This is a genomic window from Hymenobacter citatus (assembly GCF_014333615.1).
Lineage (GTDB): Bacteria > Bacteroidota > Bacteroidia > Cytophagales > Hymenobacteraceae > Hymenobacter > Hymenobacter citatus.
This window is the reverse complement of record NZ_JACSCY010000002.1, coordinates 350,351-370,343: the sequence shown is the minus strand read 5'-3', so window position 1 is coordinate 370,343 and position 19,993 is coordinate 350,351. Positions and strand designations below refer to the sequence as shown.

At 60.1% G+C, this 19,993-nt stretch carries 13 protein-coding genes; 5 read left to right on the top strand and 8 right to left on the bottom strand.

The genetic code is table 11. The annotated features are described in order from the left end of the window. Nucleotides 1–34 precede the first annotated feature (34 nt). Complete coding sequence (locus tag H8B15_RS03795; protein ID WP_187318331.1) at nt 35–274, bottom strand: hypothetical protein; 240 nt, start codon at nt 272–274, stop codon at nt 35–37. A gap of 155 nt (nt 275–429) precedes the next feature. Between H8B15_RS03795 and H8B15_RS03790 the strand changes: the two genes are divergently transcribed. The 5 genes from H8B15_RS03790 to H8B15_RS03770 all read left to right on the top strand — a co-directional run bounded on the left by H8B15_RS03790 (nt 430) and on the right by H8B15_RS03770 (nt 6,095). Next, complete coding sequence (locus tag H8B15_RS03790; protein ID WP_187318330.1) at nt 430–1,875, top strand: DNA integrity scanning protein DisA nucleotide-binding domain protein; 1,446 nt, start codon at nt 430–432, stop codon at nt 1,873–1,875. A 131-nt stretch (nt 1,876–2,006) separates the two neighbouring features. After that, nucleotides 2,007–2,507 (top strand): DUF4112 domain-containing protein, encoded by a 501-nt coding sequence (locus H8B15_RS03785; protein WP_187318329.1) that lies wholly within the window; start codon nt 2,007–2,009, stop codon nt 2,505–2,507. Between the two features lie 168 nt (nt 2,508–2,675). Then, nucleotides 2,676–4,133: a GMC oxidoreductase gene (locus H8B15_RS03780; RefSeq protein ID WP_187318328.1), complete on the top strand. Its 1,458-nt coding sequence runs from the start codon at nt 2,676–2,678 to the stop codon at nt 4,131–4,133. Between the two features lie 6 nt (nt 4,134–4,139). Continuing rightward, nucleotides 4,140–4,571, top strand: coding sequence for a hypothetical protein (locus H8B15_RS03775; protein WP_187318327.1), 432 nt, complete (start codon nt 4,140–4,142; stop codon nt 4,569–4,571). A gap of 42 nt (nt 4,572–4,613) precedes the next feature. Then, nucleotides 4,614–6,095, top strand: a complete 1,482-nt coding sequence (locus tag H8B15_RS03770; RefSeq protein WP_187318326.1) for a hypothetical protein — start codon at nt 4,614–4,616, stop codon at nt 6,093–6,095. 89 nt (nt 6,096–6,184) lie between these two features. Here the strand turns inward: H8B15_RS03770 and H8B15_RS03765 are convergent, their stop codons facing one another. From H8B15_RS03765 to H8B15_RS03735, 7 genes are all read right to left on the bottom strand, one after another. Continuing rightward, nucleotides 6,185–7,141 (bottom strand): glycoside hydrolase family 43 protein, encoded by a 957-nt coding sequence (locus H8B15_RS03765; RefSeq protein ID WP_187318325.1) that lies wholly within the window; start codon nt 7,139–7,141, stop codon nt 6,185–6,187. A 49-nt stretch (nt 7,142–7,190) separates the two neighbouring features. Then, nucleotides 7,191–9,680 carry a glycoside hydrolase family 95 protein gene (locus tag H8B15_RS03760; protein WP_187318324.1) on the bottom strand — a complete coding sequence of 830 codons (2,490 nt, stop codon included), beginning with the start codon at nt 9,678–9,680 and terminating at the stop codon, nt 7,191–7,193. A gap of 293 nt (nt 9,681–9,973) precedes the next feature. Continuing rightward, nucleotides 9,974–11,902 carry an alpha/beta hydrolase-fold protein gene (locus H8B15_RS03755; protein ID WP_187318323.1) on the bottom strand — a complete coding sequence of 643 codons (1,929 nt, stop codon included), beginning with the start codon at nt 11,900–11,902 and terminating at the stop codon, nt 9,974–9,976. An 88-nt stretch (nt 11,903–11,990) separates the two neighbouring features. Then, the gene (locus tag H8B15_RS03750) at nt 11,991–13,619 is read right to left on the bottom strand and encodes a glycoside hydrolase family 43 protein (protein ID WP_187318322.1); all 1,629 of its coding nucleotides are present in this window, start codon (nt 13,617–13,619) and stop codon (nt 11,991–11,993) included. A gap of 60 nt (nt 13,620–13,679) precedes the next feature. After that, a complete protein-coding gene (locus tag H8B15_RS03745; RefSeq protein ID WP_187318321.1) occupies nt 13,680–15,758 on the bottom strand; it encodes an alpha-glucuronidase in 2,079 nt (692 codons plus the stop codon). A gap of 33 nt (nt 15,759–15,791) precedes the next feature. Further along, nucleotides 15,792–18,422, bottom strand: a complete 2,631-nt coding sequence (locus H8B15_RS03740) for a TIM-barrel domain-containing protein (protein ID WP_216859061.1) — start codon at nt 18,420–18,422, stop codon at nt 15,792–15,794. A gap of 144 nt (nt 18,423–18,566) precedes the next feature. Beyond that, nucleotides 18,567–19,913, bottom strand: a complete 1,347-nt coding sequence (locus H8B15_RS03735) for a family 43 glycosylhydrolase (protein WP_187318320.1) — start codon at nt 19,911–19,913, stop codon at nt 18,567–18,569. Nucleotides 19,914–19,993: the final 80 nt, after the last annotated feature.

Genomic DNA, 19,993 nt, shown 5'->3' with positions numbered 1-19,993 from the left:
TTTTTTAAACTCACTATTTCACCATCTCACCATTTCACTTCTTCACCGCCGCTTGTGCCAGGATTTGCTTGGCTTCGTCGACGAGCTGCTGGCCGGGGTTGAGCTGGCGGCGAGCAATGAGAGCGAATAGCACGAAGAAGGAAACAATGGGAAGGAAGCAGCCCAGGGCAAACCACAGCCAGAACGAACGCCCGTAGCTATAGGCGCAATACCCCGTGGTAAGGGGTAGGAACATCAGGGCACATAGACCACCTAGCAGTAAATCAACCAGCATACGGGCGGGGGTAACGGTGGACGACTTCTGCACCGAAGATACAAGATACCCCGGCGTTTCCCAAACTAACTGGTACGCGGCTTTAGGGCGCCGCGTCCGACTATTGGGCCACTTTTTCCGTATACTTCCTATTCTCTCCCGACCCGCCCTACCCTATGTGGGAACATCAAAGCTTATTTCGCGTCTCGGCCCAGCTTTCGGCCGATGGCGTTTTCAATCTACTCGACCGTAACCTGAAGCCCGAAGTGCTGCTGCTGGGTCTGGCCTCTGCCAAGGAGGCCGACGACCCCGGCGCCATTGTGGTAGAACCTGCCAAGCACCGCTATGCCCCCAATTACTTTGCCGGGGTGAAAGAATACGCGGCTTCCCTGGAGCCCGAGGGGCCCCGCGAAGTGGTCTACCACCTGCATCCCCTCGACCACGACCGGTATGAAAAAGCCCGTTGGTATGAGCTGCTCCGCCGCTCCACCGAGCACACACTCACGGAATTGGTGGAGCAGCAGCAAGAAAACCGGGTAAACTTCTGCTCGGCCCCCATCAACGTGCACGGGTATTTGGTGTTTGTGGTGCTGCAGCTATCCTCTGAGGCCTACCACAGCTATTACATCCTGCCGCCGGTGCCGGGCGGAAGAGCCAACTCCTTGCTCGATGCTGTGGTGCAGGAGTTTTTGCACGACTGCGGCCGTGCCCTGCGCGAAACCGAAAACGACGAGGACCACCCCATCCTCGACCGCGACTACAACGAGGTGCTGCGCGCCGCCGGGCGCCGCTTTATGCTGCGCGCCGCCGCCGGCACCCACGGTCTCTACGATGCCTGCAACGGCGTGGCTGCCCTACGCCACGAGGGCGACGAGGGCGTGGGCACCATGCTGGTAGGGCGGCGCCACCACCCGGCCATCAAACCCGTGCTGACGCTGGACGCCCCCATTCCGCTGCGCGACCATCGCTCTATTCGCAAGCTATTGGAAATGAGCGAAGACCGCGCCTCACTGGTGAGCGACGCCACCGACGTGTTTGGCTTGGGCTACCTCGTAGACACCAACGACCCGCAGTACGAGCCGGTGTTCACGGTGCACTTCACCCGCCACTACAGCTGGGAGCTGAGCCACGACGGCAACGTAATGATGCGGGTGGTATCGAACACGCCCCGCCTACCCCAGGGCACCGTGGCCCAGGACAACTTTGGGCGCGTAGTGCAACTTGTGTTTCCGCATCTGGAAACCGAGGGTGTAGACCGACTCTGGCTGCTCACGCAGAAGGCCACTACGCAATCCAACGGCACTATTCTATTGATTTCGGAAGGCGCGGCGCAGGAAGCGGCCCGCCTTACGCGGCAGTGCTTTCAAGTGGCGCCCCGCCTGATGACGCCCGGTCTGCTGCGCCTGGTTACCAATATCGACGGGGCCGTGCTCATCGACCCGGCCGGCACCTGCTACGGTATTGGGGCAATTCTCGACGGTCTGGCCACGGCCAAGGGCGACTCTTCGCGCGGCTCGCGCTACAACTCGGCCTTGCGCTACGTAGAGTCTAGCCAGTACCCCTGCCTGGCCATCGTCGTCAGCGAAGATGGCTGGATTGATCTGTTGCCTACCAAAAAGTGACTGTGTGAGATGGTGAGTTGACAAAAGCCAGTTGTGCTGAGCGTGCAAAGGTCCTTCGCATGCTCAGCACAACTGGCGCCCTTCATTTTTTCATTACTCACCACTCACCGGCTTATCATTTCACCACTGCCATGCCCACTACCCCTACTTCGCCCCGCACACCTATACTTGTTGAAGATGACCGCCTCGTATGGGTAGCGCGCGTCTCCCGGCTGATGGACAGTCAGTTCCGGCTGCCCGGCACCCGTTTCCGCTTCGGCCTCGACCCCGTGCTGGGCCTGCTACCCGTTGTGGGCGACCTGTCGAGCTTTGCCATCTCGGCCGTGCTGATTCTGACCATGATGCGCCACGGCGCCAAAGGTAGCGTGGTGGTGCGCATGATTTTAAATGTGCTCCTGGATACCATAATAGGCGCCAGCCCTATCCTCGGCAACATCTTCGACTTCGCCTATAAAGCCAACGACCGGAACGTGCGCTTGCTACGGGAGCACTACGTGGAGGGCAAATACCAAGGCAGCGGCAAAGGTCTCATTGCAGTGGTGCTAATTGGATTACTAGCAGTATTCGGACTGCTGGCGTGGGGCTTGTTTGTATTTTTTGCTTGGCTGTGGCACGCAGTGCAAGGCGCTTGATAACGCAGCTGCTTAACTATTTACCTTAACAACTCCCTCTGTTATACAATTTCTGAAGTATCAGACTAGAATTGTACTCAGGGAACGTTAAAAATTTATTATTTTTCTTATATACTTTATTATAAAAGCAATAAAGTGCTTTACTTTACTGCTACTAGCCAGTAGCACATGAAGCACACCGCGTACGACCTAATCGTGGTGGGGACGGGATTCGCCTCCACGTTTTTTCTGTATCAATATCTTGCAAAGCGTCCCGCTACAGAAAAAATTTTAGTACTGGAGCGCGGCTACCCCGTGCCCTGGGCCGAACGGGTGAAGGAGAAACGGGGCGAGCAGACCGCTTATACCGGCCAAAACCCCGATTGGCGCAGTACGTTCGTGAACAAGCAGCCCCGTAAGGACTGGATGTTTACGGTAGGGTTCGGGGGCAGCTCGCACTGCTGGTATGCCTGCACGCCCCGGTTCCTACCCAACGATTTTCGGATGAAAACGCTCTATGGCGTGGGCAACGACTGGCCCGTGCACTATGAGGAGCTAGACCCTTATTATGAGCAGGTAGAAGACATTATGGCGGTTTCTGGGCCAGCCGACACGCCGTTTCCCCGCAAGAAAGCCTATGCGCAGCCGCCGCATCTGTTCACGGAAGTCGACAAGCGCCTGCACCAGAAATACGGCAACCTGTATATTAATCAGCCCACGGCCCGCGCCCGCGTGGCCACGAATGGCCGCAACCCCTGCTGCGCCAGCGGCGTGTGCAGCGTGTGCCCGGTGAATGCCAAATTCACCATCGACAACTCCAACATGGGGGTGTACGAGGACCCGCGCGTGGAGCTGCTGACCGGGGCGCAGGTCTACGGCCTGGAGCTGGTGCAGGACCGGGTACGCAAGGTGAGCTTCCGCCGCGACAACCGCGACTACCACGTGGCCGGCGAGGTGGTGGCGCTGGGAGCCAATGCCCTGTTCAACGCCAACATTCTGCTCAACTCCGGCGATACCAACGCCTTCACTGGGCAAGGCCTGGGCGAGCAGTTGGGCTTGCAGGCACATGTGTACCTCGACAACCTGGAGAACGTGGGGGGTAGCACTTGGGTGAATGCCAACGGCTACATGCTCTACGACGGCGACCATCGCCGGGAGGCGGCCGCCTGCCTGATTGAGTCCAGCAATGCCCCCTTCTTCCGCCCCGAAAGCGGCAAATGGCGCCAGATGGCCAGCTTCCGGATGGTATTTGAAGACCTGCCTACCCCCGCAAACTACGTAACCACCTCCGACGATGTGCTGCAGCCTGCCGTGTTCTTCGGCGGCCCCTCCGACTACGCTCTGCGCGGCATCGAGCGCATGAAGCAGCAACTACCAGAAATCCTGTCCTGCCTACCCGTCGAGAAAATTATTTACAACGACCCGTATGCTACCGAGGCGCACATCCTGGGCACGGCCCGTATGGGCACCAGCACGCAGGACAGCGTGGTAGACAAGCACTTGCGCCATCATCAGTACCGCAACCTGTTTGTGCTGGGGGCCAGCAGCTTCACTACCTACACCCCCGCCAACCCTACCCTCACGCTCTCGGCCTTGTCGCTCCTGGCCGCCGATCAGTCTTTCCCTTCCAGCCACTCTGCAACCTAATTGGGTATGTTCCGCCGCAAATTCCTGAAAATAGCCGGGCTTGGCGCTGCTGCTGCCGTGGTGCTCCCTAGCCTTGGCGCCTACGCCGTGTCACTCAACGAGGCCACGGCCGGCATTATCCTGCATCAGTTTCATTTTCTGGATCTGGACAGAAAAGGCGTCGAGCAGTTTGTTCTGGATTATTACCAACAGGAAGGATCGAGCCGGTCGGCCTTTGCGCATGTGAAAATGCGTGGCTATTATATGCTGAATATAAATTCCGATCAGTCGCAGCTGGTCCGCACTATCACTACACTGTATCTATTATCAACTGATTTTTTTCAGAACCGCATGGATGAGCGTAAAATCGTGCGGTACCAAGGTATTTACGACCCCTATAAAACGCCTTGTGCCAACCCTTTTTCCGCGCTGTATTATCCGCCAGCACCGGCTGCCTAATTGAATCTATATTTCCTCTGCATGATATAACGCTACTCTGGCATGCCTTCCATCACCAGCACCGTACCGCCGCTAGCCGGCCGGCACTCTGCAGCGCCTGCTGCAACCCATCCCTCGGCCGCCGATGCCGCCGCGGCCGACACCACACGCTACGCCGTATTCTGCGCGTTGTGGGCCATTGCTACGTTGTTTCATATGGCGCAGTCGCGGCTATATACCACTCAGCTGCATTATCTGTTGCTGACGTTGGCAGCGTTGGCGGTACTTGCTAAGCCCTCCTCTATCGTGCGGCTGTTGGCGCTCATTGGCCTGCAGCTATACGAGGTATTTTCCCGACTGCCCGACATCAGCAACCACTGGTTGTTTACCACCTTCGTGAACCTCACCATTCTACAGGCATTGGTCTGGACGGCGTTTAAGGAGCGGCGGCTGTCGGTAGACCGTGGGGCGTTGCTGCGTGCTTTTGCGCCGGCCGTGCGCCTGGAGCTGCTGATTCTTTACTTCTTCGTGGTATTGCACAAGCTCAACTGGGCCTTTCTCTCGCCTAGTGCCAGTTGCGCAGCTATGTTGTATAAGGCCCAGCACGCAGAAGCCCTCCTACCCTCTTCGCCCGCGTTTATCCTGGCAAATATCTACCTAACGCTTGTCATCGAAACCCTGATTCCGGTGCTGCTTATTTTCAGGCAAACGCGCACTATTGGTCTGGTTGTCGGGCTTGTTTTTCACTGCGTTATTGCGTTCAATTCTTATAATGGATTTTATGATTTCTCATCCATGATTTTTGCTGTCTATTTTCTATTTACTAGTTATACGTTCATTTCTACCCTTCGTCAATTCCGCAGTAATTCATTTTCCATCTGGCACATAATAAAGCAGCGATTTTCAAATTTTTCTTTCTCACATGGTGCATTTTGGATACTTGTTTTTGCTGTATTTATTGGAAGCATCAAAGTAGTAACCAAAGTATCTACCGATTATTTTCGGTTGGTGTGGGGCGCGTATAGTTTTTTATATATCCTGCTGCTGTTGCTTTCGCTATACAAGGCCCGGCAGTATTTTCCTACCCGCACTTTTTCGCTCCCGCACGCGCTATTTTTGCTGTTTCCCTTGCTGGTTTTTCTGAATGGCATCAGTCCTTATATCGGCCTGAAAACGGAGTCTTCGTTTGCCATGTTTTCCAATCTGCGCACAGAAGGTGGCATTACCAACCACTTATTTATCCCCGTAAAGGCGCAAGTATTTGGTTTTCAAAGAGACATGATCGAGGTAATAGCCTCGTCGGATACGGAGCTGCAGCACATTGCCGACGAAGGCAAGCTGATAACGTTTTTTCAGCTCAAAAACCGGATAGCCGATGTGCGGCCCGCGCGCGTGGAGTACGTCCGCAACGGGCAGCACCGCACGTTTGCGCTAGCCACAGCCTCACCCAACGACGAGCTATTACATAAGAGCCCGTCGTTGTTGCGCAAGTTCATGCGCTTCCGCATGATCAACAAGGTGGATCCGCAGCCCTGCCAGCACTAGCCGCCTACCCCACACGCGGACTACCAGAATCCTACCTCTTGTTGGCAGCCCTTATTGTTTAGGCATGTTCTGCGCTTCGGCCCAGCATCTTACTTCACGGGCCCTACTCCCTGCGTCGTCTGCACGATGGGTTGGATGGAGCCGTCCTTGTTGTAGTGCATTTCATCCACACAGATAGAGCGGCGGTAGCTGCCGCCGGTGGGCAGGGCCCCGTTGTGGTAGAAGAAGTAGCTCTTGCCCTTGTAGTCGATGATGCCGGGGTGCGTGGTGAAGCTGTTGGGCACGTTTTGCTGGATGATGCCGCGGTAGGTCCAGGGGCCGGTGGCCGTGGGGGCGGTGCAGTACTCAATCATTTCGGGTTTGGTACCGGCGCTGGCGTACACCAGGTAGTAGAGCTTCTTGCGCTTGTACACCCAGGGGCCTTCGATGTAGTTCTTGATGTTCAGCACCGTGATGGGGCCAGCCAGCTCCGTCAGGTTGTCCTTGAGCTTCACGTAGCGGCAGCTTAAGTTACCCCAGTACAGGTAGGCTTGGCCATCGTCGTCGATGAACACGGTAGGGTCGATGTCGTCCCAGGCGTGGGGCTTGTCCTTGGTCATTTCATTGACAATAAGCGCTTTGCCAATGGCATCCTTGAACGGCCCCGTGGGGCGGTCCGACACCGCTACCCCAATGGCCGCGCCGCCCTGGCTGTTGTCGTCCTTCTTATGAAACGTGGACACAAACCAGTAGAACTTGCCCTTGTGGTACACGCACTGCGCCGCGTAGGCATCGCCAGTGGCCCAGGCAAAGGTGCGAGGCGAAAGACGGGTGCCGTAATCCTTCCAGTGCACCATGTCGGTAGTGGAGTACACGCGCCAGTCGGGCATCTTGTAGTTGGTTTCCTGCACCGAGGCCGTGTCGTGGCCGGTGTACAGGAACAGCGTATCGTGGTACACCAGCGGCGCCGGATCGGCCGTGAATACGCCGCGGATAATGGGGTTTTGCGCTTGGGAAGGCAGGTAGGCGCCGAGAGCCAGCAGGGCAACGAGCAAGATCTTTTTCATAGAGCGAAGTGGTAGGCAAGGGAGAGAGAAGCAGGCAAATGCCACGGAGCTAGCGTGCTCGTAGGGAGTAGGTTTTGCCGGCTTCGGTGGGAAAATCATACACAAACGACGGGGCCAGCGTGGGCTGCTTCGGCGTAGTTTTGCCGGATACCAGCGGCGGCTTCACGGCCAGGGTTTGGTAAAACGGGTTGGGGTTGTCGCCCTGCGCCTCTTGCAGCTTGGTGCCGCCGGTGGCTTTGATGGGGCTGTGCACCCGCACCCGGCAGTTGCCCCCGAGGCGGGAGGTGATGCGCACCCGCGTCACGTGGCCCTTGTCCCAGGCCAGGTCTACCACGTAGCCGCCGCGGGCTACCAGGCCCGTTACCTCGCCGGTAGGCCAGGCGTCGGGTAGGGCGGGCAATAGGTCGAGGGTGCCGTCGTAGCTCTGCACGAACAGCTCGGCCAGGCCGGCGGTGCAGCCAAAGTTGCCGTCAATCTGGAAGGGCGGGTGCGCGTCCAGCAGGTTGGGGTAGGTGCCGCCGCCCTCGCCCCGGTTGCCGCCCGCGCCGGAGCGCAGCCGCAACTGCTCGGTGAGCAGCTTGTAGGCGTGGTTGCCATCCTGCATGCGGGCCCAAAAGTTCACCTTCCACCCCATCGACCACCCCGTACTCACGTCGCCGCGCTGGGTGAGCGTCACGCGGGCGGCCTCAAACAGCGCGGGCGTGCGGTAGGGCGAAATCTGCCCGCTGGGGTAGAGGCCGTAGAGGTGGGAAATGTGGCGGTGCTGGTCCTGGGGGTTGTCCACGTCTTGCAGCCACTCCTGCACCTGTCCGTACTGGCCAATCTGCATGGGGGGCAGCCGCTCGCGCAGGGTGCGCAGGGTGTCGGTAAAGGGCGTATCCAGCTGCAGCAGCTCGGCGGCCCGGATGGTTTTCGAGAACAGGTCGAACACCAGCTGGTTGTCCATGGTGGTGCCGGCCACCAGCGCAATCTGCTTGCCCTGAAGCTGATACGTGTTTTCGGGCGACACCGAGGGCGCCACCACCAGCCAATGGTGGGTAGGCTCCTCCTGCAAGGCATCGACGAAGTAGGTAGCCGCGCCTTTCAGCACGGGGTAGTAGTCGCGCAGGAAAGCCAGGTCGCCGGTGAACTGGTAATGGTCCCAGAGGTGCTGGCTCAGCCAGGCGCCGCCCATGGGCCAGAGGCCGTACTGCGGCGGGTCGACCTGCCCCGTGATGCGCCAGATGTCGGTGTTGTGGTGCAGGTTCCAGCCACGGGCGCCGTATAGCTGCTGGGCGCTCTGCTGCCCGGTCACGCTCAGGTCCTTTATCATCCCAAACAGCGGCTCGTGCAGCTCGGTCAGGTTGGTAACTTCGGCCGGCCAGTAGTTCATTTCGGTGTTGATGTTCACCGTGTACTTGCTGTCCCAAGGCCCCTTGAGCTGGTCGTTCCAAATGCCTTGCAGGTTGGCCGGCTGCCCGCCCGGCTGCGACGAGCTGATGAGCAGGTAGCGCCCGTATTGGAAATACAAGGCCGCCAGCGCGGGGTCGTTGCCCTGGGCAAAATTGGCAATACGCTGGGGTGTAGGCAGTTCGGCGGCGGGCGTCACGCCCAGGTTTAGCGTCACGCGGTTGAAGTAACGCTGGTAGGCGGCTACGTGGTCGGCCAGGGCTTGCTTGTAGGGCTTGCGCACGGCGGCCGCCAGGTAGGCCGTGGCCCGCGCGGCCGGGTCGCCGCTCACATCGTGGTAGTTCACGAAGTTGGTGCCGATAGAAATGTAGAGCGTGGCGCTGTTGGCATTCTGAATCCGAATGCCTGCGTCGGTGGCTTGCGTGGTGCCGCCTTCGGTTACAGCCTGCACCCGCGTTTGAAAGCGCACCTTGCCCTCCTGCCCTTCGTGCTCACTGCCGCGGCCATCCAGCACCAGCTGGTTTTGCTCGGCGTGCTGGGTGTGCTGCATCGGACTTTCCTCGCTGAGCTGGCAGCTAATACTGCCCGGCTTGCTGGCCGTGAGGCGCACGATCATCACCTGGTCGGGTAAGGAGCTAAATACCTCGCGCCGGTAAGTGATGCCGCCTACCTCGTAGCTCACCGAGGCCACGGCCCGGCTGATGTCCAGGTCGCGCTGGTAGTGGGTAGGGCTGTCGTGGCCGGCAAAGTCGAGGTACACGTTTGAGGCCGTCTGGTAGGGCATGCCGCTGTTGCCGGCGGGCTGCATCTGCGCTTGGGCCAGTGCCTGCGCTTCCACTAGGTGCCCAGCCAGCAGCTGCTCGCGGAGCTGCCGCACTACGGGCAGCGCATTGGCCTTCACGTTGTTGTTGGGTCCGCCGCCCCAGATGGTTTCCTCATTTAGCTGCAGCCGCTCGCGCTGGGGCCCGCCAAACACCATGACGCCCAGGCGGCCGTTGCCGAGGGGTAGGGCCTCATTCCAGTTAGCAGCGGGTTTATCGTACCACAGCCGCAACGGGGTAGGCTTTGGCTTGCCCGCCACCGTCCCAAGAGCACCTGCCCAGCAGAGCAGCAGCAGAAAGGTCTTGGCTAAGCGTGGGATTGTTTTCATAGGTAGGTGAGTGGATAAGCGCTGACTTTCGAGGAAAGTGAGGGTTGGAATAGGTTTTCTAGGCTAAAGGCAATTAGGTTGAGCCTAAGCATCCCTCCTGCTTTGTAAGGACGATGTAGAGACGCATACTTGCGTCTCCTTGTTGAACGACTGGCCTAGAACCGCTAGCTAAACAACACCAGCACGCGGGAGACGCAAGTATGCGTCTCTATAACCGCTAGGCGAAGCGGGAGAGATGTTTCGACAGGCTCAGCATGACGTTACCATCATGCTTCTTAGCTGCGGATAGCAGTCTAAAACAGCTTCTGGGCAAACATATACAAATCGTGGCGCCAGACAGGCCAGGTGTGGCCACCAGGGTACTCGCTGTACACGTACTTAATGCCGAGCTCATCCATCTTGGCGCGCATCACCTTGTTGTTGGCGTAGGCAATGTCCTCCGGGCCGCCCATCGAGAGCCACAATTGCTTGAGGTTGGTGTTGATGGTATTGGCGTTGGCCTTCATGTAGGCATACTGCGGGTCCGACAGGGCTGCGTTGTTCGCGAAGAAGCCCGAGCTGAACACCCCTAGGTAGGCAAACTGGTCGGTGTTCTTCATGCCCGCGTACAGCGTCTGTAGGCCACCCATCGATAGGCCGGCCAGGGCGCGGTTTTGGGCGCCGGGGGCTACGCGGTAGTTGCTTTCCACTACCGGCAGCACGGTTTGTTTGAGCTCGTCCTCGAAGCGCTTCAGCGTTTGCTCGCCGAAGCCGGCCAAGCCACCGGAGCCGCCCATGTTGCCGTCGAGCATCACCACGAGCATAGGTTTGGCCTTTTTATCGGCAATCAGGTTGTCCAGAATGAGGTCGGTTTTGCCTTGCTTGGCCCAGCCGGTTTCGTCTTCGCCGCCGCCGTGCAGCAGGTAGAGCACCGGGTACTTCTCGGCGGTATTAGCATCGTAGCCCGGCGGGGTGTACACAAAAAACCGCCGCCACGAATTGGTGACTTTGGAGAAGAACCGCCGCTCGCGCACCTCGCCGTGGGGCACGTCGCGCATAGCGTAGAAGGCGGTGCCGCGGCCGGGAATTTCAATGCCGCTGGCCATGCGGCCCATGCCGTAGAACGTATCGCTGGCGGGGTCGGCAATGGGTAGGCCGTCGAGAATGAGCGAGTAATAGTGCAGGCCGCGGCTCAGGGTGTCGGTGGTCACGGTCCAGGTGCCGGTACTGTCCTTCACCATGTCATATTTATGGCCTAGGTCCAGCTGCGCTTTCTGCACGCCGGGGGCTTTGAGGCGAAATACGGCGCGATTGTCGGGTAGAATCTGGGGGTACTTGGCGTTGCGCACGTTGGTGGCGGCCGGCGCCCCTAGCACGGTATAGGTGGGTAGGGCGGCCACATCCACGGGCTTAAAGAGCTGCTGCGAGAACATGTACAGCCCGTTTTTCCACACCTTGAAGTCGTGCCCGCCGGCTTCGAGGTAGTACACGTGGGGCACGTTGTGTTCGTAGAGGTAGTCGTGGGTGCGCTGGCTGATGGGCAGCAGGCCGTCGGCGTCGCCGCACGAAATCCAGAGTAGCTTGAGTTGCTTCTTGGCCTTTTCGGGGTCGGGCACCAGCTGCTCGGGCATCTTGGTGTTCGGGGCCGACGAGAAGCCGCCCACCCAGGCGAACTTATCGAGGTGGCCTAAGCCAAAATCCAGCGACTGCCCCCCGCCCATCGACAGGCCGGCAATGGCCCGGTCCTCGCGGTTTTTGAGGGCTGGGTAGTGCTTTTCGATGTAGGGAATGAGGTCGGTGAGCAGGTCTTGCTCGAAGTTGGCAAAGGCGGCCACTTTGTCGGGGCCGTAGATATTGCCCACGGGCCGGTCGTCCTTCATGGCGCGGCCGTTGGGCATCACCACCAGCATGGGCTTGAGCTTACCCGCCGCGTACAGGTTATCCAGAATCACCTGCGGGTGCCCGCCCTTCAGCCACTCTTTCTCGTCGCCCCCGATGCCGTGCAGCAGGTAGAGCACCGGGTACTTCTTCTTTTTGGAGTAGCCCGGCGGGGTGTACACCAGCGCCTTGCGCACCGTGCCCACGGTCTTGGAGGGGTAGCTGATGCTGTCGATGCGGCCGGTGGCAATGCCCGCCTTGGGCTGGTCGAAGCCCTTTGGGGCCTCCATCACCATTTTTTGGGCCAGCGCTGGCTCAGCACTCAGCAGGGCCACGCTTGCCAGTAGGGGAAACCATATTCTCATAGTGGTGGGTAGGAAGTGCGCCGCCCGCGGGCAGCCAGGTGAAGAATAGAGAAAAGCTTCTAGGTAGTCAGCCGCACAATGGCGCTTGTTATTTCAAGTTAGCCGTAGTGTACACTGCCAGGCCAAAGTCGCAGCCGGGCTTGTCGTTCAGGCGTAGCGGCTGCCGGTTGAAGTAGGCGCCCCCGGCCGGGTAGGCCTCCTGCCGACTCGCGCGCCAGAAAAGCGGCGCCGACTTTTCCAGGCCTTGCAGCTCGAAAGCATAGGTATGCCCGGCCTGCAGGGGCACCTGGTTGGCACCCGTAAAGTCGAACTGCAACAGCCCAGCGGGCTGCGGTTTGTAGGCAATAGCTAGCCCCTTCCCGCCCCCTAGCAGGTTGGTACCAGGAGTATAGGCCGGATTTTCCTGCGTGCCGAGGTCGTAGAGGGCCAGCGTCACGGGCTGCTTGGCATCAGTGCCAAAACCATCGCCCCCAAACAGGTCGATGCGGGTCAGCTTGCCATCAGCCGACACCCGGAAAGTCTGGCCCAGGCTGGTGCCGCCCTTGTCGTGATTGAAGCTGATGTTGTCGAGGGCCGTGTTGGCCGGATCAGCCATGGTGCTCAGCAGGGGTGCGCCGGGCCACTGCGCGGGGCGCGGCTGGATGTTTTGCACGACGGTAACGCCAGGGGCGGTAGTAGCGGGCGCGTCGGCGGGCGGCGCGGGGCGATTAGCGTTGAGAGTAGGCGGCACACTCACGCCGGCTACGGTGTGGGTGATGGGCTGAATGGTGCCGTCGGGGTTGTAATACAGGTACTCCACGCACACGCTGCGGCGCCCCAGGGCCCCGCTTTCGCCGGTGGGTAGGGTGAGCGTGGCGTTGTGGTAGAAGAAGTACCACTGCTTCTTAAACTCAACAATGCCAGGGTGAATGGTGTAGCTGTTCTTGGCCTGGTCGGTCAGGATGCCGCGGTAGGTCCAGGGGCCGGTGATTTTGGGGGCGGTGGCGTAGCACATTTTCTCCGACATGCCCTGGTGCGCGAAGGCCGCGTAGGTGAGGTAGTATAGCTTGCCGCGCTTGTGCAGCCACGGGCCTTCGGTGTAGTTGGGCAGCTCGATGCGCTGAATGGGGCCGTCGAGCTCCGTCATGTTGGGCTTGAGCTTGGCCAGGTAGCAGTTGGGGTTTCCCCAGGCCAGCCACGCCGTGCCGTCGTCATCTACAAACACGGTGGGGTCGATGTCGTCCCAGCCGTTGGGGCCGGGCGTGGTTTTGTCGGAGACGAGCGCCGAGCCACGGGCATCCACGAAGGGGCCGGTAGGACTATCCGACACGGCCACTCCAATGGCTTTAGCATTGGCCGGGGCACCCTCCTGCACCGCCGCATAAAAGTAAAACTTGCCATTGCGGGCCACCACCTGCGAGGCCCAGGCATCCTTCGTTGCCCACTTAAAGTCGCGCACGTTCATGATGGGGCCGTGCGCGGTCCAGTTTTTCATGTCGGTGGTGGAGTAGCACAGCCAGTCGTTCATGTTGAACATCTGGCCCTCCTTGGCCTCGTCGTGGCCTACGTAGAGGTAGAGCCTGTCTTTGTACACCAGCGGCGCCGGGTCGGCGGTAAACACGTCCCGGATAATCGGGTTTGCGCCCGGCTTGGCGGCCGCCTGGCCGTAGCTGCACGGGGCGAGGGCGGCTTGCCCAAGTATGAAAAGTAGAGCAGTAGCTAGAAGGTACCTATGCATAGAAATACAGTAGATGGTAGGGCGGGCGGCTCATTTGCCGCTGGGCAACAGGTAGAAGCCTTAGGGGCGTGGCAGTGGCCTAGGGCGTACCATATCGTTGGCAATGACGCCATCGAGCGTGTGCATCGGCGGCTCGACGGAAGCTGGTATCGGGAGCTTGCTAAACTGCTGAAAGTAGAGCAGGCAGGCATCTTTCCACAGCACGGCGGCACCGCTCTGGGCGCGCAGCTTGTTCTGCACCGCCGCAAAGCGCTCGGCATCCACGTAGGGTCGGGTCTGGTCCCAAGTCTGTTGAAACTGCCGCACCTGGTGCACGCCCTTATCGTAATGCGCGCACAGCTCATTCCAGAGGGTGTTACCCGATTTCATCTTGAAATCCCAGGGCAAGTGGTGGAACCAGAGCAGGTACTCGTCGGGGCAGGTAGCGGGGTCATTCAGCTGCGAGGCCAGCGGCTCGTGGTACTGGCTCACGGCGTTGCTGCCGGTGGTGGTGCGGTTGAAGCCTACCCCCTGCGCGTCGGCCTGGTGGTAGTAAGGCGGCGTCCAGTCGGCGCGCATCTTGGGCGGCGCCCACCACGGGCCGGGGCCGTAGTGGTCGTGCGTGGCCGACATGATGTGGTGCAAGCCCAAGGGCATCGAATAGTTCACAACGGCTTCCCGGCTGTCCAGCATCATCTGCGTGACTGGGGCCAGAAAGTTGGCGTTCCAGTCCGCAGCAGAAGCGGTTGCCTGCTGGTCGGCGGCCCCGGCAAAGGTTTGCTTGAGCCACTCATCGGCAATCTGGGCGCTTTTCAACTGGTTGTTCCAGGCCAGGCGGCCAAAGGCGTACCAGTTGGCCTGGCCGAAGTCCTGGCCGGTCCAGTTCCGGTCTAGGCCGGTGTTGGCAACGCCGGCCATGGCGGTGTGCTTTTGCGGGTACACGCTGCCATCGGTGACGCGGGCCACCGTGCTGCCGGGGCCCGCCTGGTAAGTGTCGCTACCCAGGCACTCCTCCCACATGGTCGAGAGAAAAGCTAGGTCGATGGAGTGCCCCAGGTACTCCTGCGTAATCTGAAACTCCGGCATGACGGAAGTCTTCTTCATCGCCCCAAACAGCGGGCTAAACGGCTCGCGTGGCTGAAAATCGACCGGCCCGTTTTTCACCTGAATGATGACGTTGTCGCGGAATTTGCCATCGAGCGGCACGAACTCGTTGTAGGCCTGCTTGGCGCGGTCTTTATCGCTAGGGCTGTATACGAAGGCCCGCCACATCACCAGGCCGCCGTAGGGCCGCACAGCATCGGCCAGCATATTGGCCCCGTCGGCGTGGGTGCGGCCGTAGTCCTGCGGGCCGGGCTGGCCTTCGCTGCTGGCTTTCACCAGGAAGCCGCCGAAATCCGGAATCTGCTGGTAAATCTCCTTGGCCTTCGCCTGCCACCATTTCACCACGGCGGGGTCCAGGGGGTCAGCGGTTTTTAGGCCACCGAGCAGAACGGGCGACGAAAACTTCACGGCCAAGAAGGTTTTCACCCCATACGGCCGTAGCACATCGGCAATAGCCTTCACGCGAGCTAGGTACTCGGCCGATAAAATGCGCGGCGACGCATTCACGTTGTTGACAACGGCGCCGTTGATGCCTACCGACGCATTGGCGCGGGCGTATTCTTGCCACAGAGTTTTGTCGCGGCTGGTGGTGACAAACGAGCTGTCTTTGCGCCAGAAGATGGATTGCCCCGCGTAGCCGCGTTCCACTGACCCATCGGGATTGTCCCAGTGGTTGAGCAGACGGTATTCGTAGGATGGATTCGACACGCCAGCTTGCGCGGCCTGGCCCGTTTGCTGGCAACGTATCAACTCAAACACCCCGTACAGCAGCCCCCGTTCGGTGACGGCCTGCACCCCACTGGGACTTATGCGGTAGCCGTCGTACCTAATGGCCTTGTCCTTTTTGAGCGTTAGTGTCACGGTGGCACCGGCGTTGCCCTGCCAGCCTTGCTGAAGCTCCTGCTTAGCCGTAGCAAGCAAAACTGAGCGGGAAGCAGGCGCCACTACCGTAACGGGCACCGTCGCGTGCGGACGCAGCCAGAGCTGGTGGCCGTCTTCGGCGCGCAGCTGAAAAGCGGCAACAGCGAACAGGAAACTAAGAAAACTCTTCTTCATAACATTGATTTCAAGCCGAGAAGGTAGTCGACGCTACCGTTTAATTGTCAATCGTTTGCCGGTGTAAATCACTTGCTTCTGAGGCGTGCCGAATGCGGCACCTAGCCCGGTAGTCTCGCTCGGCCACACGAGGTTGAACACCCGCCGCGGCAACGCGCCGGGATACGTGCCCTGGCACGGGCCAATGGTCAGGGTTTGGCGTTTCTCATCCCAGGCAAAGTCGATGAGCGTATATTGTCCCTGCTCGTAGCGGTAACTGTCGCCTTCGTCCTCATACAAAGCAAACCGGCCATCGGCGCCAGCGTACACCCTGATTTCTAAGGTATCAGCGGCTTTCTGTCCGGTGTATTGTAGGCGTTTACCTAGGGGCACAATAGCGCCTGCTTTCACGAAAACTGGCGTCGTGGTTTGCGACGCCGGCGCTGCCACGGTTTGCCCGCCCGCGTGGCGCTGGCCAGTCCAGAAGTTGTACCATGCGGCGGCCTTTGGCAAATACACAGGCCACGTCGTCACGCTCGGCTTGGTGACAGGTGCCACCAGGAAAGCCGGGCCAAACGCGTACTCGTACGCTTGGTGCGTGGCGGCGGTGTCGGTTGGGAAGTCCATCACCAGCGGGCGCATAAGTGTCGAGCCGTTCTGGTGCACCTGCCAAGCCGCCGAGTAGAGGTAGGGCAGCAGGCGGTAGCGCACGTCGAGCAGCTGCCGGATGTTGGCTTCCACCACCGGACCATTTTTCCAGGGCTCAGTTTCGGTCTGGTAGCCGTGCACCCGGAAGATGGGCGTGAACGCGCCCCACTGGTACCAGCGCATCAGCAGCTCATTGTACTGTGGGTCGGTGTACTGGCCCGCGCCAGGGCGGAAGAATCCGCCGATGTCGGTGGTCCAGTATGGCAGGCCGGTGATACTGAAACCTAGGCCAGCCGGAATCTGGCGCTTGAACGTATCCCAGGTGCCGCCAATGTCGCCCGACCAGCTGATGGTGCCGTAGCGCTGCTGCCCCAGAAAGGCCGAGCGCGTGAGAATGCACACACGCTTGTCGGGGCTGGTGGCGCGCTGGCCCTCGTACACGGCCTGGTTGACGTAGAGCGGGTACGTGAGCCGGTAAAAGTCGCCGGGCCCCACGAACAGCTTTTTGCCGTGCAGGGCGTCGTTTTCCGGCTCCGTGGCGTCCAGCCACCATGAATCGACCCCGTAGCGGAACAAATGCTGGTTGATGGCCGCCCAGTGGGCCGTGCGCGCCGCTGGGTTGGTGAGGTCCAGCCACGGGCTATCGAGGATGTAGAAGTTATTGGCCACGTGGCTTTTGCCGATGGCTGACTCCTTGTTCAGATTCTCCCACACCGAAATATTGAATCGGGCGTGCTGGGCGTGCAGGTTCTGCATCAGCGCAGCCGGGTCGGGGTACTTCGCCTCGTCGAACTGCATGACGCCCCAGCCATATTTGCCCCAATACTGCCAGTCCTGCACAATCACATCCATCGGAATGTTGCGCCGCCGAAACTCCTGCACCGTTTCCTGTAGGTGTGCGCTGGAGGTGTACCGCTCGCGGCACTGCCAGAAGCCGTAGGCCCACTGCGGCAGCAGCGGCACCTGGCCCGACAAGTTGCGGTAAGTCTGAATAACGGCGTCGGCCTGCGGCCCATAAAACACTACGTAATCCAGCAGTTGGGCATTCGGCGAGCGGAAGGTGGTCAGCTCATCCACCCGCTTGTAGGTAAGGCGGGGCGTATTGTTGGCCTTGCACACCACCCGGATGGTGTGTTGCCCGGCGGGCAGGGTCACCTTGGCACTAGCCGTAGGAGGTAGCCAGAAATTGCTGTGGTCGATGCAGGCCACGCCATCAATAGCCACGTAGTGCCGGTTGCCCATGCCACCTAGGTCGAGCATGACGGCGTACGTGCCCGCCGCCGGCAGCGTGACGGTGCCGCTGTACGTGGCCTGGTCTTGTGCTACTTTCTGGGTGCCCGTGGAGGTGGTGGCATCTACCGCCTGGCCGGCCGGCGCTGCGGCTAGCTGCTTTTCCAGCGGAATAAGTGCATCGGCGGGGTTGAAATCGGTGAGGCCGTATTGGTGCCACAGCAAGCCATACCCTTTGCTGGAGTAGATAAAAGGCAGGGCTATTTGGGTGTTCACCTGCGTCAGCTGCCGGGTCACGCTCCGCAGGTTGAAGTGCCCATCCTGAAACTGCCCTAGGCCTAGCAGCAGCTCGTCAGGCGCGGTGAGGAACTGCTGCTCGGCCACCACGTTGGCCTCACCCAGTACGGGCTCGGCGGCCCGCAGGCGGGTGGTGGGCTGCTCCTGCAAAAACACCTGGCCGGCCTTGTTGAGGTAGCGCACGGCTCCGGTGGCTTTGTCTACCTGCACCTGCATCTGCTTGGTAGCGAGCTGCACCGCCGTGCTCGTTTCCATTACCTTGAACGCCGGCACCGTCGCTGGGCTCGTCAACACCAACTCAGGCAGTTCCGGCCGGGCCGCGTTAGCAAACTGCACCCGCACGGCGTTTTCCGCCAGCGGGCGCAACACCAGCTGCCCGTCAGCCAGGGTAAGCGTGACCCGGTCGGTGGCGCGGGTGTAGCGCTGCACGCTCTGCCCAAAACCAGTCAGGGGCCAGCTCACCGCCAGCAGCACTGCCAGCAGCTTGTCTTTGCGTAAAGAGTTGTGCACGGGAGAGTTGGTTACAGAAACGAAGGAAGCCAGGCTACTTCACCGGCGCCACGCCTATAGTCGTCTACACCATGGGCTGGGTGGTGCCGTCGGGGTTGTCAGCCGGGCGTTCAGCAAGAGGCTAGGGTGCTAGGTCCGGCTACCTCACTCAAACTTGACCCAGTCGATTTCCACAGGGCTGTTTGTTTTCGAGGAGACTACCAACGTGTGCGTGCCAGGCTTAAAGGCGGTTAAAGGCGCTTTTACTTCCCGCCATTGCTGACCTTTGGGTACGGTCACTTGGGCAAGCACCGGCCCCGTGGCACCGTCTACCCGGAGTTGCAGCGTGGCACCGGCCGGGGCCGCTACGCGCAGGGTAGCCGTCTTGAGCGGCTGCTTGCCGAAAGCGACGCCATTATATTGCACCCAGCCCTGGTTGTTGGCAAACACCGTTTTCCAACCCTGAAACCGGTTGGCGGTATCCAGGAAGGCAATGCTTGCGCCGCTGCTGCTCAGGCGGCTGTAGCGGTCCAGCTGGATTTTCTGCTTGGCATCGGTCAGGCCCACGCCGCGCAGGGTAGGCGTCACTTTGCGGATGGCCCCGTCGGGCTCAAAAAACAAGCTGTCGATGCGCACCGACCGGTTTTTGTCGAAGTCGGGCGACAAGTCGTTGTGGTGGTAAAATAGATACCACTGCTTGTTGAGCTCTAGCAAAGAGTGATGGTTGGTCCAGCAGCCCGTCGGCGACTCGTCCATAATCACGCCTTTCACGGTAAACGGACCTAGGGGGCTGGTGCTGGTGGCGTATTCGAGGCGCTCGGTTTTGTTGGCTACGTGCGGGTAGGTCAGGTAATAGGTGCCGTTGCGCTTAAACAAAAACGGGCCTTCCTTCAAGCCTTTGGTCGGCAGCTCACCCAGCGTGTGCGGCGCCTCAGCCAGCTCCAGCATGTTGGCTTTCAGCTTGGCCCCGTAGATATTGCCCTGCGACCAGTACAGGTAGGCCTGTCCATCCTGGTCGATAAACACGTTGGGGTCGATGCCGCGTACGTCGGCAATGGGCTGAGGCTGGGGCACAAACGGGCCGGTAGGCTTATCGGCTACGGCCACCCCGATGCGGAATCCCCGGCCGCTGGTAGTATCCTGCGGAGTAGCGGGAAAGTAGAAGTAGTACTTGCCGTTGCGCGCTACGCAGTCGGGCGCCCACATGGCGTAGCTGTCGGGCTTCACCCAGGGTACTTTGTTTTGCGTGACGATGACGCCGTGGTCGGTCCAGTCGGTGAGGTTGGCGGAGGAAAATACGTGGTAGTCCTCCATCACAAACCAGCCGGCCCGCCCGTGCCCCGGCGTGGCTGGAATATCGTGCGAGGGATACACATACACCCGCCCGTTGAACACGCGCGCCGTAGGGTCGGCCGTGAATTGGTTGGTGATAATTGGGTTTTGCGCCTGGGCCGCGCCGCCCAGCAGGCAGGCCAGGCCAGTCAGGATAGTGGATAGTTTGTGTGTCAGCATGTTGGGTAGGAATAGTTGGTTTAGCTGTTGGCTCTCTGTTCAACGAAAAGCAAACCATGTGTCCCAGGGCTGAAGCCCTG

What these genes read in the sequence shown, in the direction of transcription:
- H8B15_RS03795 (WP_187318331.1), bottom strand. Translation starts at nt 274, where the DNA reads ATGCTGGTTGATTTACTGCTAGGTGGTCTATGTGCCCTGATGTTCCTA.
- H8B15_RS03790 (WP_187318330.1), top strand. Translation starts at nt 430, where the DNA reads ATGTGGGAACATCAAAGCTTATTTCGCGTCTCGGCCCAGCTTTCGGCC.
- H8B15_RS03785 (WP_187318329.1), top strand. Translation starts at nt 2,007, where the DNA reads ATGCCCACTACCCCTACTTCGCCCCGCACACCTATACTTGTTGAAGAT.
- H8B15_RS03780 (WP_187318328.1), top strand. Translation starts at nt 2,676, where the DNA reads ATGAAGCACACCGCGTACGACCTAATCGTGGTGGGGACGGGATTCGCC.
- H8B15_RS03775 (WP_187318327.1), top strand. Translation starts at nt 4,140, where the DNA reads ATGTTCCGCCGCAAATTCCTGAAAATAGCCGGGCTTGGCGCTGCTGCT.
- H8B15_RS03770 (WP_187318326.1), top strand. Translation starts at nt 4,614, where the DNA reads ATGCCTTCCATCACCAGCACCGTACCGCCGCTAGCCGGCCGGCACTCT.
- H8B15_RS03765 (WP_187318325.1), bottom strand. Translation starts at nt 7,141, where the DNA reads ATGAAAAAGATCTTGCTCGTTGCCCTGCTGGCTCTCGGCGCCTACCTG.
- H8B15_RS03760 (WP_187318324.1), bottom strand. Translation starts at nt 9,680, where the DNA reads ATGAAAACAATCCCACGCTTAGCCAAGACCTTTCTGCTGCTGCTCTGC.
- H8B15_RS03755 (WP_187318323.1), bottom strand. Translation starts at nt 11,902, where the DNA reads ATGAGAATATGGTTTCCCCTACTGGCAAGCGTGGCCCTGCTGAGTGCT.
- H8B15_RS03750 (WP_187318322.1), bottom strand. Translation starts at nt 13,619, where the DNA reads ATGCATAGGTACCTTCTAGCTACTGCTCTACTTTTCATACTTGGGCAA.
- H8B15_RS03745 (WP_187318321.1), bottom strand. Translation starts at nt 15,758, where the DNA reads ATGAAGAAGAGTTTTCTTAGTTTCCTGTTCGCTGTTGCCGCTTTTCAG.
- H8B15_RS03735 (WP_187318320.1), bottom strand. Translation starts at nt 19,913, where the DNA reads ATGCTGACACACAAACTATCCACTATCCTGACTGGCCTGGCCTGCCTG.